The following is a 15,993-nucleotide window of genomic DNA, read 5'->3' on the forward strand; positions in this document are numbered from 1 at the left end:
GGGTTTTGTGGCACGGTTGTTGCTTAAGTATAAGTATGTATTTTTACTCATCTGAAACTTGACGCACTCGCTCAAGTGGCAAGAGGGAAAGGTTATGCAACTGCATCGTACACAAGCTCAGAGCAGCGCTAGTTATACCGATTTAAATCGACTGCAAAAACTAAAGGTCGGAGAGGATCGCGATAGCGAAGCCAATATCCGCCAAGTAGCGCAAGAATTTGAATCGTTATTTATTAGCGAGATGCTTAAGGCTATGCGCTCTGCGAACGATGTGTTGGCTGACGATAATTTATTCAATAGCAGTGAAAGCAAAGCATATCGCGATATGCATGACCAGCAGTTAGCCGTCACTATGGCACAAGGTCGTGGCATAGGTATGGCTGATGTGCTGGTTAGGCAAATGAGCGAAATGCACAAGCCGCGTGGTGGTTCAAATCCTTTCCCGGGCATGCAAAATAAAGTGGATTCCATAGGTACAGATATACAGGTCCAGCCAGTAGAGGCACAAAACGCATTACGCCGCACAGCGATACAGAATCCAGTTATGCCCCAGCGGGCTGTTCATGGCGCACACTCCACAGGGGATGCAGTGGGTGTTAAGCAAAAATCAGCAGTGCATAGCTACGCTGCAATTAGCCAGCAAAAGCCTGTGCAAACACCACAGCAACTCACCGTCGATGGGTTTAATACTCCACAAGAATTTATTTCAGCCATGTTGCCAATGGCGCAGCAAGCGGCAGATAAGCTGGGTGTCGATCCGCGTTACTTGGTGGCCCAGGCCGCTTTAGAAACAGGTTGGGGTAAAAATATGGTACGTGACGCGCAAGGGCAAAACACCTTTAACCTGTTTGGTATCAAAGCGCATGGCTGGAAAGGTGAATCAGCGCAAGCAGCGACCAGTGAATTTGTTAAGGGGGTCAAGGTGACAGAAAAAGCCGATTTCCGAAAATACGACTCCTTTGCACAGAGTTTTAATGATTATGTAAGTTTTATTCAGAGCAATAGCCGCTATCAAGAGGCACTTAAGGTTGCCGATAATCCAGAGCAATATCTACGCGAATTACAGCGAGCTGGTTATGCAACCGACCCTCAATATGCGCAAAAAATTAGCCGCATTGCTCAGCAAATGCAAGATTTTCAGCAAACAGCTCATGCGCCCAAGCCGCGCATCGCTGAACGGGGTTGAGGTGAACAATGGCTGACTTATTAAACATTGGCTTATCGGGCCTATCGGCTGCCAAAACGAATTTATCGGTAACCGGACATAATATTACCAACGTCAACACCCCCGGTTATAGCCGCCAGGATACCGTCCAGCAAACGCGCCCAGCGCAGTTTAGCGGAGCGGGCTATATTGGTTCGGGTACCAGCCTGGTGGATATTCGCCGTAGTTACAGTGAGTTTTTAACGACTCAGCTGCGTTCATCCACGGCTTTAAATGCGGATGTAAAGGCGTATAAGAGTCAAATTGACCAGCTAGATTCGCTGTTAGCGGGATCAACCACAGGTATAACTCCTTCTTTACAGTCGTTTTTCTCGGCCATGCAAACCGCCGCGGAAGACCCTTCTAATATACCAGCACGTCAGTTGGTGTTAGCCGAAGCCGAAGGTTTAACGCGCCGTTTTAATAATATTTACGACAGCATCAATGCACAAAACGAGTTTATTAACAAGCAGATGCAAAGCGTTACCGGGCAGGTGAATCGTCTGGCTGGCACTGTGGCAGAGCTAAACAAAGCTATTGCTGGAGTGGGGGCTAATAGCCATCCACCTAATGACTTACTCGATGCGCGTGATGAGGCTGTACGCGAGCTTGCAACCTTTATTGGTGTCACCGTGGTGCCGCAAGACAATAACAGCCTGAACCTATTTATCGGTTCTGGGCAGCCTTTGGTGGTGGGTGGTCAGGCCAATAGCATTGAGGCGGTGCAAGGTAATGCAGACCCAACACGCTTTGATATTAACTTTATCAGCGGTGGTTCTACACAAAATATCAGTAAGATGATCACCGGTGGAGAGATGGGCGGCTTGTTGCGTTTTCGTGAGGAGGTTTTAGACCAAACCTTTAACTCAGTGGGACGCTTGGCGCTGTCGATTAATCAAGAAGTGAACAGCTTGCTTGGCCAAGGCTTGGATCTAAAGGGTAATGTAGGCACAGCCTTATTCAATAATATTAACGATCCCAAGCTGATGGGGCTGCGCGTATTGCCGATGCAAAGTAATGTCTCTGCTGTTTCTGGCGAGATTCGCATAAACAATACTAAATTGCTTACGGCCAGTGATTACCGACTGGAATATAACGGTACGGGTTACAGCGCCTTTCGCATCAGTGATGGCGCGCAAATTCAGGTTACTGATGTCGCTGACCCGATCACCAATGAAGTCAGTCTAAGCTTTACTGATCTGCCTATTCCGGGTCGTGATCAGGGCTTTAGCATGACCTTATCGGGAACACCGAACCCAGGCGATCAGTTTTTGCTGCAACCAACACGTCGTGGAGCAACTGATGTTGAGGCTGTGTTGGATCAGGCTGATCAGCTTGCTTTTGCGGCACCGTTGCGTAGTGAGGCCAACCTACAAAATAAAGGTACGGGTACAGTAGGGCAGCCCTCGGTAGACATGGTGCTCAACAACCCAGCTACGCCTTTGCCAGATAACTTTGTTGCTGACAAACTGAATCTAGATAACTTGCAGGCATTGGATAACCTTGAGCTGGTGTTTAATGCGGCAACCAATGAGTTGGAGTTCGCTTCACTGCCGGCAGGTGTAAGTATTACGGCAGTGCCGCAAGAAGGTCAGGCGGCGCCGGGTGCGCACCCAGGTTTGACCATAACCCCTGGACAAACCAACACGCTCAGTTATGCGATACAGGTTAACGTGGGTAGCGAAGTACAGAGTTATACAGTTAAGCAAACAATCAGTGGCACACCACAGAATGGGGATAGATTTTCGGTCAGCTTTAACCAGCACGGCGTATCGGATAACCGTAACGCCTTAAAATTGGCGGACTTACAAAACAAGCAAGTGGTAGGTTTGGATGCCAAGGTCAAGGATATCGCTACGGGCATGAGCTTTACCGATGATTATGGCAACACTATTGAACGAGTTGGCACGTTAACTGCTCAAGCTAGACAGGATGATATTGCTACGGGCGCTGTTTTACAGCAAGCCACCGATAATCGTGATTCGCTCTCTGGTGTGAACCTAGATGAAGAGGCAGCGAACTTGATTAAGTTTGAACAGTATTACAATGCTTCGGCGCAGATTATCCAGGTAGCGCGTTCTTTGTTTGATACGCTAATTAGCACATTTAGGTAGGACTGGATGTATATCAGTCGAGGAGTTAACCCATGCGAATCTCTAGTCAACAAGCTTTTAATACAGGCGTGCAGGGTATTCAGCGCAATTACGCGCAAGCCATTCGTACCCAAGAGCAAATTAGCTCGGGCAACCGTATTTTGACGCCTGCTGATGATCCAGTCGCGTCGGTACGCCTGATGCAGCTTGAGCAACAGCAAAATATGTTGACCCAATACAAGGATAACCTAACTGCCGCTAATAACAGTCTGGTGCAGGAAGAGTCTAGTTTAAATGCGGTTAACACCATTATGCAGCGCGTACGCGAACTGGCAGGTGAGGCAGGCAACGGTGCCTTAAGCCAAAACGATCGTCAGTCTATTGCTGCAGAGTTGCGTGAGCGTGAAGACGAGCTGCTCAGCTTGATGAATACCAAAAACGCCCGTGGTGAATACCTGTTTGCCGGTTTCCAAGGAAAAACCGAACCCTTTATTCGTAATGCTGATGGCAGCTACAGCTATCAAGGCGATGAAGGGCAGCGTCGGTTACAGGTTGCTAGCTCCTTAACTCTACCTATCAATGATAATGGTAAAAAAGTTTTCCAAAATATTACCAATGCGGCACGCTTGGACCCCACGGTTACGCCTAACCCTTTGCCAGCAGGTTCCACCCTGAGCGTGTCGACGCCGATGGTGCAGGATGAAATTGCCTTTAGTGGTAATAATGGTTTTCCTGCTGTAGGCATTGAAGTACGCTTCACAGCCCCACCGGGCGACCCTAAAACCTATGAGGTGTATGAGGTAGGCGGAGCTATACCGTTGCAGGCAGGAAGTTTGGACGATGACGACAAATCCCATGATAGTCTAGTGTTTCGTGGCATGGTCATACACTTTGATGGTGTGCCTGCAGGCGGGGAGGTGGTCACCATTACAGAAGATGACAACCGACAAAAGCAGGGCGTACTAGATACTATTCAGCAGCTAAGGCGCGCGCTAGAAGACAGCCCAGACACACCACAAGGCAACCGCGATACGCGTGACGCTGTAGCTATTGCGCTAACCAATATTGACCATGCGATGGTGAATATTGACGCGACCCGTGGTGATATAGGTGCGCGTTTGAATGTTATTGAAACCACAAAAACAGATAACGAGGACGTTGCCTTAATTAACAAAACTGTACAGGCTGAGTTGCGTGAGGTGGATTATCCAGAGGCGCTGTCGCGCTTAGCATTCCAAAGCATAGTCTTGGAAGCAGCACAGCAGAGCTATGTGCGGATCAGCCAGATAAATCTGTTTAATAAGATCTAACAACCTACAGGTAGTTAGCCTGTAGATTGTTAGGGAGATGCGTGAGCTATAGTGTTGCGCTAGGCAAGCTGTACAGGGATGGCATCGCTGCTGTGGCTAAGAGAGCCGTCGTCTGCCATGTAGAGCAGGCTGGGCCTGTGGGTAGCTAGCTCGTGTTCTTCGTAGTTGCAGTAAGCGCAGATAATTAAGCGATCACCCACTTTGGCTTTATGCGCCGCTGCGCCATTGACTGAAATAATCTGCGAACCAGCTTCACCACGAATAGCATAGGTGGTAAAGCGCTCGCCATTATCAACGTTATAAATCTGAATTTGCTCATACTCACGAATACCGGACATATCCAGCCAATTACCATCGATTGCGCACGAACCTTCGTAATCAACGACGGCGTGAGTGGTGATAGCTCGGTGTAATTTAGCTTTGAGCAGTATGGTTTGCATGTTTTCTCTACCTCTTTGGCTTGCTCTGCTGACAGCGTTGAAAGCAGCGGTTGCGCCCTATAACAAATCGAAAAGTATATTATCAATCAAGCGGGTTTCGCCCAGCACCGCAGCAGCTAATATAACCAGCTGTTTGCTTGCAGGGGTGGCTGGCTGTAAGTCAGTTGCTTGGCGTAGTTCTATATAATCGGTGACAAAGCCCTGTGCTTGCAGTTTGCTGCTGGCTTCTTGCATTAACACTGCATAATCACGGCGGCCTGCTTGGATATGAGCAACTGTGTCCTGTAGGCAAAGTTGTAATTGTGGCGCTACGCAGCGTTGCTCGGCGCTAAGATACCCATTTCTTGAGGATAAAGCCAGACCGTCAGCGTCGCGCACTATGGGCGCGCCAATAATTTCAATCGGGAGATTTAAATCCTGCACCATTTTGCGAATCACCGCCAACTGCTGGAAATCTTTCTCGCCAAATACCGCGCAGTCAGGCTGCACCATGTTGAACAGCTTGTTAACTATGGTGGCGACACCATCAAAGTGTCCCGGACGACTGCCGCCACAAAGACCTTCACTCACTTCGGGTACGCGAACAAGGGTTTGCGCCTGCATACCCTTGGGGTACATGAGTTGTTCGGTGGGGGTAAACAATACATTGCAGCCGGCTTGTACCAGCTTTTGCTGATCGTCAGCTAGGGTGCGTGGGTAACTGTCCAAATCTTCATTAGGACCAAACTGCAATGGATTAACAAAAATACTGGCCACAATAAAGTCAGCAGCTTGTTTGGCGCGCTCGATTAAAGCCAAGTGACCTTTATGCAGGTTACCCATGGTTGGCACTAAAGCTACGCGCTGCCCAGCTTGACGTGCTTGCTTTACGCAGGCACATAATTGATTAATATCGGCGATGGTTTTCATGCGGAAAATTCGTGTTCACTCGCTGGGAAATTGCCCTGTTTAACGGCTTGGGCGTAGTTTTCTATAGCTTGGTTGATAGAGTTAGCATCCTGCATAAAATTACGCACAAACTTAGGGGTGCGACCACTGAGAGATAACCCTAACATGTCGTGTAAAACTAAAACCTGACCGTCGGTATCAGGACCTGCACCGATGCCGATGACGGGGATTGTGGCTGCTTGGCTGATTTCGCGCGCCAAAGGACTGGGCACGCATTCCAGCAGTAGCATGGCGGCACCGGCTTGCTCCAAGGCTAAGGCTTCTGCTTTAAGCTTTTCTGCTTGCTCATCGCCACGGCCTTGCACTTTATAGCCGCCAAACACATTGACTGACTGCGGTGTTAAGCCCAAATGTACGCAGCTTGGAATGCCGCGCTCAGCCAGTCCCGTGACGGCTTCGGTCAGCCAAGCACCACCTTCGAGCTTTACCATATGGGCGCCAGCGCGCATAAGGGTGGCGCAGTTTGCGTAGGTTTGTTCGAGGGTGGCTGTAGCCATAAAGGGTAGATCGCTTAAAACTAACGCGCCTTTGTTGCCGCGCTTAACTGCAGCGGTATGGTAAGCCATATCCTCTACGCTAACGGGCAGTGTGCTGTCGTGACCCTGTAACACCATGCCTAAAGAGTCACCCACTAACAGGACTTCAATGCCAGCATCAGCAGCAGTCGCAGCAAAGGTGGCGTCATAGCACGTGAGCATGGTGATTTTTTCACCGCTGCGCTTGTGCGCCAATAATGTAGTTAGGGTGATATTTGACATGTATGGGCCTCTTAGGTACCACTTCCAAAGCTTTTTAATTATTAGGTTGCGTAAAAACTGACTAACTTAGGCTAAAAGCTCAAGGCTTGCAAGGCGCGTTAAAGTCGTATCGGGCGGACAAACAGCCAGCAGTTCTGCCAAGCTTTGTCCGTTAGGCAAAACAAAATCTTTTGGGCAAAGCTCAGCCAAAGGAATTAGCACAAAAGGCCGCGCATGCATATGGTAATGCGGAACGCACAAGCGAGGCTCATTTATTACATGCTGGCCAAATAAAAGTATATCCAAATCCAGGGTGCGTGGTCCCCAGCGTTCGCCTTGGCGCACTCGGCCTTGTACGTGCTCGATATGTTGTAAGGCATCCAGCAACTTGATTGGTGTTAATGAGGTGGCTATGTGTGCCACAGCGTTAACATAGCGCGGCTGATCGACAGCGCCTAAGGGTGCGCTGCTGTACAGCGATGAAGCTTTGATAAGCTCTGTTTTAGGTAGCTGCGCAATAGCGGAAATAGCTTGCTGTAAGTGGTTGGCCGAGTCACCTAAATTGCTACCTAAGCCAATATATACCTGCTGCATTAGTTTGGTACTTTATGCTGGAAAGGGTTGTTGGCGCGTCTTTTTCTGGGACGGCGCGTTTTTTTAGTAGGACCGCCTAAATCGCGAATCATCGCGCGTCGCTGTGCTTCATCCAGCTCTTGGTAGTCGGTCCACCATTCACCTAAATGATTGGTTTCTTCGCCGGCACTTTCACGCAATAGTAAAAAATCATAACCGGCACGAAACCTCGGGTGTGCAAGCACGGCATCGGCGCGTTTTCCGGTGCGGCGTGGTAAACGTTCCTGCAGTGCCCAGATTTCACGAGTGGGTAGCGTGAAACGCTTGGGAATAGAAATACGACTAAGCTGCTGGGACAGCACTAATTGAGCGGCTTCTTGCACTGCTGGTACCGGCGGCATGCCGTTTTCTTGTAAACGTGCTGCTTGTGCAGGAATGGCGGGCCATAACAAGGCTGCAAACAAAAAAGCGGGAGTAATTGTTTTGCCGTCCGCGATGCGCTTATCGGTATTGCGTAGTGCGTTACGAATCAGGCGCAGGCTGTAGTCAGGGTTGTTGGTGATGGCCTGCGCTGTGGCTGGAAAGAGTGGCGTAAATAAATCGTATTCCAGCAGTAAATCAAAGGTGAGCTCGGCCTGGCCATTTAAAAAAAGCTTAAGCACTTCATCAAATAGGCGGGCTGGTGGAATATCAGCCAATAAAGGCGCTAAGCGTCGAATGGGTTCTGCTGTGTCTGCTGCAATAGTAAAACCCAGCTTTGCCGCAAAGCGGATGGCTCTGAGCATGCGTACGGGGTCTTCTAAATAGCGTTGTTCGGGGTCGCCAATCAAACGTAATGAACGCTTGTGTATGTCGCTAACACCCCCAGCAAAGTCATACACGCATTGATTGCTAACATTGTAATACAGGGCGTTAATCGTAAAGTCGCGGCGTAGTGCGTCTTCTTCTAAAGTGCCGTATACGTTGTCGCGCAAAATACGTCCGGATTCGTGTTGGGATGAGCGTTCATCGTCCCCATCACAGTCTTGATGACTGCCGCGAAAAGTAGCGACCTCAACAATTTCACGGCCATGGTACAGGTGCACAAGTTTAAAGCGTCGACCGATAATGCGTGAGTTACGAAACAGGGCGCGTACCTGTTCAGGCGTTGCGCTGGTGGCTACGTCGAAATCTTTAGGATTTTCGCCCAACAGAGCATCGCGTACAGAGCCACCCACTATAAATGCTTGAAAGCCTGCATCTTGTAGCTTTTTTGCTGCTGCGGCAGAGTTGCGGCTGAACTGGTCAATCGACAGGCCGTGTTGCTGCTGTGTGAGTACATGCGTATCGGGCGAGGATTGGCGAGGGTTACGTAACTTGGTAATAAGCTTTTTCAGCATTAATTGGGCCTAAGCAGAGCCTGAGTGGTTGGTATGGCGCTGCATTCTAACACTGCTTGTCTAATAGGTGAATGTGCTAGTAGGTGAATGTGCTAGCGGATATGGATTGCTTTGATTTGGCTAAGTACAGGCAATAAAAAAGGAGGCCGAAGCCTCCTAGGTATATATTCTGCTGTTGACGGGGTTTTTTTGTTTTTGTTACGCCGCACCACAACAAGCATATGCCTGTATTTAAAGTCAGCGGATTGCTTTGATAGCTGAGGTTAGTAATCTGTGCTTAGCTGCGCTGTAGCCAGCTGTTGTTTTTGTTGTTACAGATTAAGCGCGTTACAACTCTCTTCTTCAAAGTAATCAGTTGACTGCCTTTCCACCTTGTTATTGTTGTTGGTATGGAGAAGGTAAATTCTTATTGTTGTTATCAATGTGCTTATTGTTCTTGTTACCCATACAGTAAGCATTTGTTGTGCCAGTATTTGTAAGCTGTTGATTAAAAAGAAGAAAGTTGTTTTTGTGGTGCGGGTGTTACTGTGATTATGTAAGAAACTGTTACCTAGGTGCACAAAAATGTTACTTTTTGTGTGCAGGTAACAGTAGGTTTGAGGGTGGCTCTGGTTGCAGTTGTCTTATACGCCCTGTGGGATTTCTTCGCCACCTAAGGCTTCCAGCAGTTGCGGCATAAACTCGACCAGTGTCAGCATCATTAAGATAAAGCTGGCATCAAACTGGCTGGCGGCATCGTCACCACCGTCTTGCTCTGCTTGCTCTTGTAGGATGTCTTCAAAGCGTAAGCGTTTAATGGCGAGTTTGTCGTTTATCACAAAGCTGAGCTTATCTTGCCAGGCTAGCGCTAGCTGTGTAACTACTTTGCCTGCCTCTAAATGTGTCTGTACTTCTTCGCTCGATAGGTCTTCACGCTTGATGCGAACAATACCGCCGTCTTCTGCTGTGTCGCGTAGCTCACATTCGTCGGTTAGTTGTAAGCCGTGACTGGCTTGATGTTGCTTTAGCCACTGGGTGAAGGTTGCGGTGGGGGCTTGTTTCACGCTGATCGGACGTACGGGCAGGCTACCCAACGCTTCGCGCAGTGTGGACAGAAGTTCTTCCGCTTTTTTAGCGCTGGATGCATCAATAAAGATTAACCCTTGAGCAGGAGCAATGGCTGCAAAGGTGAAAGAGTTACGAATAAATGCACGCGGCATTAATGCCTGCATTACTTCGTCTTTGATTTGGTCGCGCTCTTTTTTATATACCTTGCGTGCTTCAGCTGCTTCGATTTCATCGGTTTTTTCGTTGACTGCATCGCGTACCACGCTGCCCGGTAGAATCCGCTCTTGCTGGCGAGCACGGATCAGGGTAAACCCTTGTGCGTGGTGTATAAGGGAGGCGTCTTCTGAGCGGCCTAGCGGCGCAACAAAACCGTAAGTAGACAAGGTTTGACTGCCGCAGGGGAGGGCAGGCTTGGTGGCTAAGGCCTGCTCCAGTTGCTCAGGGCTTAACTCTTCTGCCAAATTCAAACGATAAACCAATAAATTGCGAAACCACATAATAAAACTCCAAAAAAACTAAGCGCACATTATTCATGCTTAGGGCGAATAAGCAAAACATATTGCGGCTGTGAAGTGGGGTGGGAAGTCTGTTAAAAAAATTAAAGCTAGAAGATTGATAAAGGCTGGTTAGAGTGTGGGGCGGTTATAGCCTGCCGGAAGTGGCAGGCTAGAAGAGGTGCTAGTCACAGAATTCTTTGATTTTCTGCTCAAGCTCTTGGATGCGCTCTTGGCGCTGCTCTTCAGTTAGGCGAGTAATTGTGCCGTCAATCTCAGCCAGTAGGCGAGGATTGTTTTTTAGTTGAGAGAGCCGTGTACGCATTTCTGTGCACTGTTTGTTTAGCGTGGCTTGTTCTTCAGCAACCTGTTTGCGCACTTGCTTGTCAATTTCTTCTTGGCTGGGAACTTTGTTTTCAACGCTGTTATGGCTGGGTTGGGGTTCGGGCAGCGGTTGGGGTTTGGCTGCTTTAGTAGAGATTTTCTCCACTTCTATGTGGGTAGGCGGTTCTGAACCGAAGTGGACAGTGCCGTTTTTATCAACCCACTTATAAATCGGGGCAGCACTGAGGGCGGAGCTAAAAAAAAGTACGAGCAAACCCATTAAAAAACGAGCATTAAGTGTGCGCATAACGATTAATCCTGATTATGAATTCCGGTGGTGGCAGACAATTTACAACGCTGAGCACAATATACCTAATTTGCTTTAGGTAAGGGGTGGTAATTGCTCACAGTGTGGGAAATTGATGGCTTTTAATTAAAGAAGGTAAAAAGATAGAGAAAACAGCTGTATGACTTGACTTAAGCTGGCTAAATCTAAACAATTCATGTTTGGCTGCGATGAGTCTCAAAAAGGCTTGAGTAGCGATGTTCTTAGGAAGTTTTGAATAAGCAGACACATGCAGTTATTCAAAGTACTTAGGCATGTATCCGTGCCGTCCGCTATACCCGTATCGCGTTACCTCGTGCTGGGTTAATGAGTTTTTTGAATAAAATACTAGCGTATAGAGGTGTATACCGTGGAATTATTATCCGGCGCTGAAATGGTTGTTCGCTCATTGCGAGACCAAGGTGTCAAATATATTTATGGCTACCCAGGTGGGGCCTTACTGCACATTTACGATGCGCTTTTTAAAGAAAGCGAATTGGTGCACGTTTTAGTTCGTCATGAGCAAGCGGCGACCCATATGGCCGATGGCTATGCTCGCGCGACAGGTAAAGCTGGCGTGGTTATGGTCACCTCGGGGCCAGGCGCAACCAATGCCATCACAGGCATTGCAACGGCTCACATGGACTCGATTCCCATGGTTGTTATTTCTGGTCAAGTTGCCAGTACCGCTGTAGGAACAGATGCATTCCAAGAAACGGACATGATTGGTATTTCACGTCCCATTGTTAAACACAGTTTTATCGTTAAGCATCCTTCTGAGATTCCAGAAATTATTAGAAAGGCGTTTTATATCGCCGAGTCGGGTCGTCCTGGCCCTGTGGTTGTTGATATCCCTAAGGATATGACTAACTTGGTGGATAAGTACGAATATAACTTCCCTAAGAAAGTAAAGCTGCGCTCATACGCGCCAGCCACCCGTGGACATTCAGGTCAGATTCGCAAAGCAGCAGAAATGCTGATTGAAGCCAAGCGTCCGCTGTTGTTTGCTGGTGGCGGTGTGGTGCTAGGTCATGCATCCAAGCAGCTCACTGAGATTGCACAAAAGCTTAATATGCCGGTAACCACAACCCTGATGGGTTTGGGTGCTTATCCCGGTGCTGATCGTCAGTTTGTTGGTATGCCTGGTATGCATGGTAGCTACACAGCTAACCTTGCTATGCACCATTGTGATGTGCTCTTTGCTGTAGGTGCACGTTTCGATGACCGTGTGGTAAATGGCGTGGCTAAGTTTTGCCCAAATGCCAAAATCATTCATATTGATATTGATCCGGCGACCATTTCTAAAGTTATCAAAGCAGATATCCCAATTGTTGGGCCGGTAGATAGCGTATTAAACGATATGCTGGCTGAGCTTAAAGATATCAACACTTTGCCGGTGCCAGAGGTGGTGTCTAGCTGGTGGAAACAAATTGATGAGTGGCGTGGTCAGGGTCGTCTCTATCCTTATGACGAAGGTGACGGCAATATTATCAAACCACAGGCGGTCATTGAGGCGCTGTATGAAGTGACCAAGGGCGACGCTTACATCACTTCTGATGTGGGGCAGCACCAAATGTTCGCAGCGCAATACTACCGCTTCGATAAGCCTAACCGTTGGATTAACTCGGGTGGCCTGGGAACGATGGGCTTTGGTTTTCCTGCTGCCATGGGTATTAAGCTGAGTTTCCCTGAAGAAGAGGTCGCCTGTGTAACGGGTGAAGGCAGTATTCAGATGAACATTCAGGAACTGTCCACCTGCTTGCAATATGATTTGCCGGTGAAGATCGTAAACCTAAATAACGGCGCATTAGGCATGGTACGTCAATGGCAGGATATGCAGTATAACAGCCGCTATTCGCACTCCTATATGGAGTCGTTGCCTGATTTTGTTAAGTTGGTTGAGTCTTATGGCCATGTTGGTATCCGTGTAACCGAACCTAAAGATCTGAAGCCTGCTTTGGAAAAAGCCTTTGCAATGAAAGATCGATTGGTTTTCCTTGATATTCAAGTGGATACCAGTGAGCACGTGTACCCAATGCAGATTCGTGATGGTGCAATGCGTGATATGTGGCTTAGCAAAACGGAGCGGACTTAACCATGAGACATATTATTTCTTTGCTGATGGAAAATGAGCCCGGTGCTTTGTCGCGTGTAATTGGTTTGTTTTCCCAGCGCAACTACAATATTGAAAGCTTAACAGTGGCAGCTACAGAGGATCCCACGCTGTCGCGTTTGACCTTGACTACCATTGGTAAAGAAGAAGTCATTGAGCAAATTACCAAAAACCTCAATAAACTGATTGAAGTGGTAAAGCTGGTTGACCTGACTGAAGGCTCACATGTGGAGCGTGAGTTGATGTTGATTAAAGTGAAGGCCAGCGGTGCCCAGCGTGCTGAGATTAAGCGTACGGTAGATATTTTCCGTGGCCAGATTGTTGATGTCACGCCGACGCTTTATACAGTGCAGCTAACAGGTACGACGGATAAGCTCGATAGTTTTATCCAAGCTATTGGCACAACCTCTGTTATGGAAGTGGTGCGCAGTGGTGTGACCGGTATTTCCCGTGGCGATAAAGTTTTAACCCTTTAATTTATTTGGAGGGGGGTCGTTCCCCCTCATTTTTAGGAGAATTCCATGCAAGTGTATTACGACAAAGATTGCGATCTTTCCCTTATTCAAAGTAAAAAGGTAGCTATCATTGGTTACGGTTCGCAAGGTCACGCGCACGCCTGCAACCTGAAGGACTCAGGTGTAGATGTAACTGTTGGTCTGCGTGCCGGCTCAAGCTCTATCGCCAAAGCTGAAGCCCATGGTTTAAAAGTTGCTGATGTAGCCACTGCAGTTAAACAAGCTGACGTTGTAATGGTTCTAACGCCAGATGAATTCCAAGGTCAGCTGTACCGTGAAGAATTAGCGCCAAACCTTAAGCAGGGTGCAACGCTTGCCTTTGCTCATGGTTTCTCTATTCATTACAACCAAGTAGTGCCGCGTGCAGACTTGGACGTAATTATGATTGCGCCAAAAGCACCAGGCCACACTGTACGCTCTGAGTTTGTGCGTGGCGGTGGTATCCCAGACTTAATCGCTATCTACCAAGACGCCAGCGGCAATGCTAAAAACTTAGCGCTGTCCTACGCCAGCGGTGTTGGTGGTGGTCGTACCGGTATTATCGAAACCACATTTAAAGACGAAACTGAAACTGACTTGTTCGGTGAGCAGGCGGTTCTCTGTGGTGGTACGGTTGAGTTGGTTAAGGCAGGTTTCGAGATTTTGACTGAGGCGGGTTATGCGCCTGAAATGGCTTATTTTGAGTGCTTGCACGAGTTGAAGCTTATCGTAGACCTGATGTTCGAAGGCGGTATCGCGAACATGAACTACTCTATCTCCAACAACGCAGAGTACGGCGAGTACGTAACAGGCCCAGAAGTAATTAATGAAGAGTCGCGTGCAGCCATGCGTAACGCGCTCAAGCGTATTCAGAATGGTGAATACGCCAAGATGTTTATCACTGAAGGTGCAACCAACTACCCATCCATGACTGCGTACCGCCGTAACAACGCAGCGCACCCCATTGAAGTTGTGGGTGAAAAACTGCGCGGCATGATGCCTTGGATTGCGGCAAACAAAATTGTTGATAAAGATAAGAACTAACTTTACAACGAACGGAAAACGCGGCCTTAGTGCCGCGTTTTTTTTGCTTAAAAAACAGTAAAAAACGCTATTTAACTATTGCAAGGATGTGTTTTAGTGATAAGCTAAACGCTACTCATTATCATTTGGCTTTTGATAGGACTTAACATATGAAAAACATTTTTACAATTGCTGGTTTGACCATTGGATTGGCTTTTGCAAGCGTAACCTTTGCCGATGAAGAACGTGTGCAGCATTTCAAGGGGCTGCCAGCGCCAGATTTAGCTACAGCGGTAGCTAATTTTTCAGAATACAACACACGCTTGGAAGCCAAGCTAGCCTCGAAACTAACCGATGAGGATTTAGCTGAAATCCATGTGCTGACCTACACCCTAGAGAATGCATTAGAGAAAATTGAAGACGAGTTAGAAGAGCTAGCCGAAACCCTAGAAGAAGTGCATGTTGCTTCTGAAACTTTCGACCGGGAAAAACTGAAAAAAAATGGTGACGTATATTTACAGGTATCACGCACAATTATTAAATAAGTAAATCTACCTGTTACTTATAATAGGTAACGACTCGTGCTGGGTATAGGCAAACTACCCGTCTATACCCAGCTTAGTTAATGTCCACAACCTAGCCTTTAGGTTTAGTTGACTAGTGTGAGCTGTTATTTTGCGTATACTCCCACCTTAAAACAATAATTAATTTAGGACGGGTAGTGCAATGTACGAGCAGCACCGTTTTGGCGTGCAGTTGATGCACTTGTCGAGAGCTTGGCGAGCCGAGCTGGATCGTCGGTTGGCAGATAAAGGGCTCTCACAAGCGCGATGGCTGGTATTACTTCATTTGGGGCGTTTCCAAACAGCTCCTACTCAGCGCGAGCTGGCAGAGCGTATAGGCATTGAAAGCCCGACTCTGGCGCGAACCTTGGATGCTCTGGAAAGCAAGCGACTGATTCAGCGTCAGCCCTGTCCAGTAGACAGAAGGGTAAATAAAGTCTTGTTAACTGAAGAAGCGATGGAGCTAGTGAGTTCAATTGAATCTATTGCTCAGCAGCTTAGGCAAGAAGTGTTTTCTGATATTAGTGACGACGAAATTCAGCAGTGCCAGCGCTTGCATTTGCGTATGTTGAAGAACTTAGAAGCCATAGTAAGTCACTAAGCATAGCGCTAAGATTACTTAACGACTGCTAGATATTTTAATTAATGCGCCACCTTCAAAACGAAGATAGTGGTACATACCGCTGCGCGGGCCATAAACCCACTCTTCGACTTTTACTTCCTGTACATGATGGTAAGCGTTGACGACTTCTTTGTAGCCAAGAAAGCTTTGCTCGCTAGGTTGACCACATTTATTAAGCACGCTGTGTTGGTTTTCGCCTAGGCTAATAAGGTGAGAGTTGCAGCGCATGGTTGAAGCGGCCCACAGGCTTTGGCTAAGAGTGCTGAGCAATAGGGCGCTGATAAACAGAAAAGAGCGAAACATG

At 47.8% G+C, this 15,993-nt stretch carries 16 protein-coding genes; 8 read left to right on the forward strand and 8 right to left on the reverse strand.

What is annotated here, in order from left to right; translation table 11 throughout:
• The first annotated feature begins 94 nt into the window (after positions 1-94).
• Genes flgJ through flgL form a run of 3 tightly spaced genes read left to right on the forward strand, consistent with a single transcriptional unit; the run spans position 95 to position 4,607 of the window.
• Positions 95-1,186, forward strand: a complete 1,092-nt coding sequence (gene flgJ / locus QEZ41_RS08695) for a flagellar assembly peptidoglycan hydrolase FlgJ (RefSeq protein WP_289411048.1) — start codon at positions 95-97, stop codon at positions 1,184-1,186.
• Positions 1,187-1,194: 8 nt separating this feature from the next.
• Complete coding sequence (gene flgK, locus QEZ41_RS08700) at positions 1,195-3,318, forward strand: flagellar hook-associated protein FlgK (protein ID WP_289411049.1); 2,124 nt, start codon at positions 1,195-1,197, stop codon at positions 3,316-3,318.
• Positions 3,319-3,350: 32 nt separating this feature from the next.
• Complete coding sequence (gene flgL, locus QEZ41_RS08705; protein ID WP_289411050.1) at positions 3,351-4,607, forward strand: flagellar hook-associated protein FlgL; 1,257 nt, start codon at positions 3,351-3,353, stop codon at positions 4,605-4,607.
• A 59-nt stretch (positions 4,608-4,666) separates the two neighbouring features.
• Here flgL and panD read toward each other — a convergent pair whose 3' ends face one another.
• From panD to QEZ41_RS08740, 7 genes are all read right to left on the reverse strand, one after another.
• The gene (gene panD / locus QEZ41_RS08710) at positions 4,667-5,047 is read right to left on the reverse strand and encodes an aspartate 1-decarboxylase (RefSeq protein ID WP_289411051.1); all 381 of its coding nucleotides are present in this window, start codon (positions 5,045-5,047) and stop codon (positions 4,667-4,669) included.
• Positions 5,048-5,104: 57 nt separating this feature from the next.
• Positions 5,105-5,956, reverse strand: coding sequence for a pantoate--beta-alanine ligase (gene panC, locus QEZ41_RS08715; RefSeq protein ID WP_289411052.1), 852 nt, complete (start codon positions 5,954-5,956; stop codon positions 5,105-5,107).
• Positions 5,953-6,753, reverse strand: a complete 801-nt coding sequence (gene panB / locus QEZ41_RS08720) for a 3-methyl-2-oxobutanoate hydroxymethyltransferase (RefSeq protein ID WP_289411054.1) — start codon at positions 6,751-6,753, stop codon at positions 5,953-5,955. The genes panC and panB overlap by 4 nt, the downstream gene beginning before the upstream one ends.
• A gap of 66 nt (positions 6,754-6,819) precedes the next feature.
• Positions 6,820-7,326, reverse strand: coding sequence for a 2-amino-4-hydroxy-6-hydroxymethyldihydropteridine diphosphokinase (gene folK, locus QEZ41_RS08725; RefSeq protein WP_289411055.1), 507 nt, complete (start codon positions 7,324-7,326; stop codon positions 6,820-6,822).
• A complete protein-coding gene (gene pcnB / locus QEZ41_RS08730; RefSeq protein WP_289411056.1) occupies positions 7,326-8,684 on the reverse strand; it encodes a polynucleotide adenylyltransferase PcnB in 1,359 nt (452 codons plus the stop codon). The genes folK and pcnB overlap by 1 nt, the downstream gene beginning before the upstream one ends.
• 623 nt (positions 8,685-9,307) lie before the next feature.
• Positions 9,308-10,228, reverse strand: coding sequence for a recombination-associated protein RdgC (gene rdgC, locus QEZ41_RS08735; protein WP_289411057.1), 921 nt, complete (start codon positions 10,226-10,228; stop codon positions 9,308-9,310).
• Positions 10,229-10,409: 181 nt separating this feature from the next.
• Positions 10,410-10,856: a DUF4124 domain-containing protein gene (locus tag QEZ41_RS08740; protein ID WP_289411058.1), complete on the reverse strand. Its 447-nt coding sequence runs from the start codon at positions 10,854-10,856 to the stop codon at positions 10,410-10,412.
• 388 nt (positions 10,857-11,244) lie between these two features.
• Here QEZ41_RS08740 and QEZ41_RS08745 point away from each other — a divergent pair, with 388 nt between their 5' ends.
• The 5 genes from QEZ41_RS08745 to QEZ41_RS08765 all read left to right on the forward strand — a co-directional run bounded on the left by QEZ41_RS08745 (position 11,245) and on the right by QEZ41_RS08765 (position 15,668).
• Positions 11,245-12,969, forward strand: coding sequence for an acetolactate synthase 3 large subunit (locus tag QEZ41_RS08745; RefSeq protein WP_289411059.1), 1,725 nt, complete (start codon positions 11,245-11,247; stop codon positions 12,967-12,969).
• Positions 12,970-12,971: 2 nt separating this feature from the next.
• Positions 12,972-13,463, forward strand: coding sequence for an acetolactate synthase small subunit (gene ilvN, locus QEZ41_RS08750; protein WP_289411060.1), 492 nt, complete (start codon positions 12,972-12,974; stop codon positions 13,461-13,463).
• A 45-nt stretch (positions 13,464-13,508) separates the two neighbouring features.
• Positions 13,509-14,525: a ketol-acid reductoisomerase gene (gene ilvC, locus QEZ41_RS08755; protein ID WP_289411062.1), complete on the forward strand. Its 1,017-nt coding sequence runs from the start codon at positions 13,509-13,511 to the stop codon at positions 14,523-14,525.
• Between the two features lie 149 nt (positions 14,526-14,674).
• Entirely contained in the window at positions 14,675-15,049 is a 375-nt protein-coding gene (locus QEZ41_RS08760; RefSeq protein ID WP_289411063.1) for a DUF6746 family protein, read from the forward strand.
• Between the two features lie 181 nt (positions 15,050-15,230).
• Entirely contained in the window at positions 15,231-15,668 is a 438-nt protein-coding gene (locus QEZ41_RS08765; RefSeq protein ID WP_289411064.1) for a MarR family transcriptional regulator, read from the forward strand.
• 18 nt (positions 15,669-15,686) lie between these two features.
• On the opposite strand, the gene QEZ41_RS08770 is transcribed toward QEZ41_RS08765, so the two are convergent.
• A complete protein-coding gene (locus tag QEZ41_RS08770; RefSeq protein ID WP_289411065.1) occupies positions 15,687-15,992 on the reverse strand; it encodes a DUF2845 domain-containing protein in 306 nt (101 codons plus the stop codon).
• Position 15,993 lies beyond the last annotated feature (1 nt).

It is taken from the genome of Thiopseudomonas acetoxidans (genome assembly GCF_030362935.1).
GTDB lineage: Bacteria > Pseudomonadota > Gammaproteobacteria > Pseudomonadales > Pseudomonadaceae > Thiopseudomonas > Thiopseudomonas acetoxidans.

Coding starts and splice junctions, on each gene's coding strand:
- flgJ (WP_289411048.1), top strand. CDS start 95: ATGCAACTGCATCGTACACAAGCTCAGAGCAGCGCTAGTTATACCGAT.
- flgK (WP_289411049.1), top strand. CDS start 1,195: ATGGCTGACTTATTAAACATTGGCTTATCGGGCCTATCGGCTGCCAAA.
- flgL (WP_289411050.1), top strand. CDS start 3,351: ATGCGAATCTCTAGTCAACAAGCTTTTAATACAGGCGTGCAGGGTATT.
- panD (WP_289411051.1), bottom strand. CDS start 5,047: ATGCAAACCATACTGCTCAAAGCTAAATTACACCGAGCTATCACCACT.
- panC (WP_289411052.1), bottom strand. CDS start 5,956: ATGAAAACCATCGCCGATATTAATCAATTATGTGCCTGCGTAAAGCAA.
- panB (WP_289411054.1), bottom strand. CDS start 6,753: ATGTCAAATATCACCCTAACTACATTATTGGCGCACAAGCGCAGCGGT.
- folK (WP_289411055.1), bottom strand. CDS start 7,326: ATGCAGCAGGTATATATTGGCTTAGGTAGCAATTTAGGTGACTCGGCC.
- pcnB (WP_289411056.1), bottom strand. CDS start 8,684: ATGCTGAAAAAGCTTATTACCAAGTTACGTAACCCTCGCCAATCCTCG.
- rdgC (WP_289411057.1), bottom strand. CDS start 10,228: ATGTGGTTTCGCAATTTATTGGTTTATCGTTTGAATTTGGCAGAAGAG.
- QEZ41_RS08740 (WP_289411058.1), bottom strand. CDS start 10,856: ATGCGCACACTTAATGCTCGTTTTTTAATGGGTTTGCTCGTACTTTTT.
- ilvN (WP_289411060.1), top strand. CDS start 12,972: ATGAGACATATTATTTCTTTGCTGATGGAAAATGAGCCCGGTGCTTTG.
- ilvC (WP_289411062.1), top strand. CDS start 13,509: ATGCAAGTGTATTACGACAAAGATTGCGATCTTTCCCTTATTCAAAGT.
- QEZ41_RS08760 (WP_289411063.1), top strand. CDS start 14,675: ATGAAAAACATTTTTACAATTGCTGGTTTGACCATTGGATTGGCTTTT.
- QEZ41_RS08765 (WP_289411064.1), top strand. CDS start 15,231: ATGTACGAGCAGCACCGTTTTGGCGTGCAGTTGATGCACTTGTCGAGA.
- QEZ41_RS08770 (WP_289411065.1), bottom strand. CDS start 15,992: ATGTTTCGCTCTTTTCTGTTTATCAGCGCCCTATTGCTCAGCACTCTT.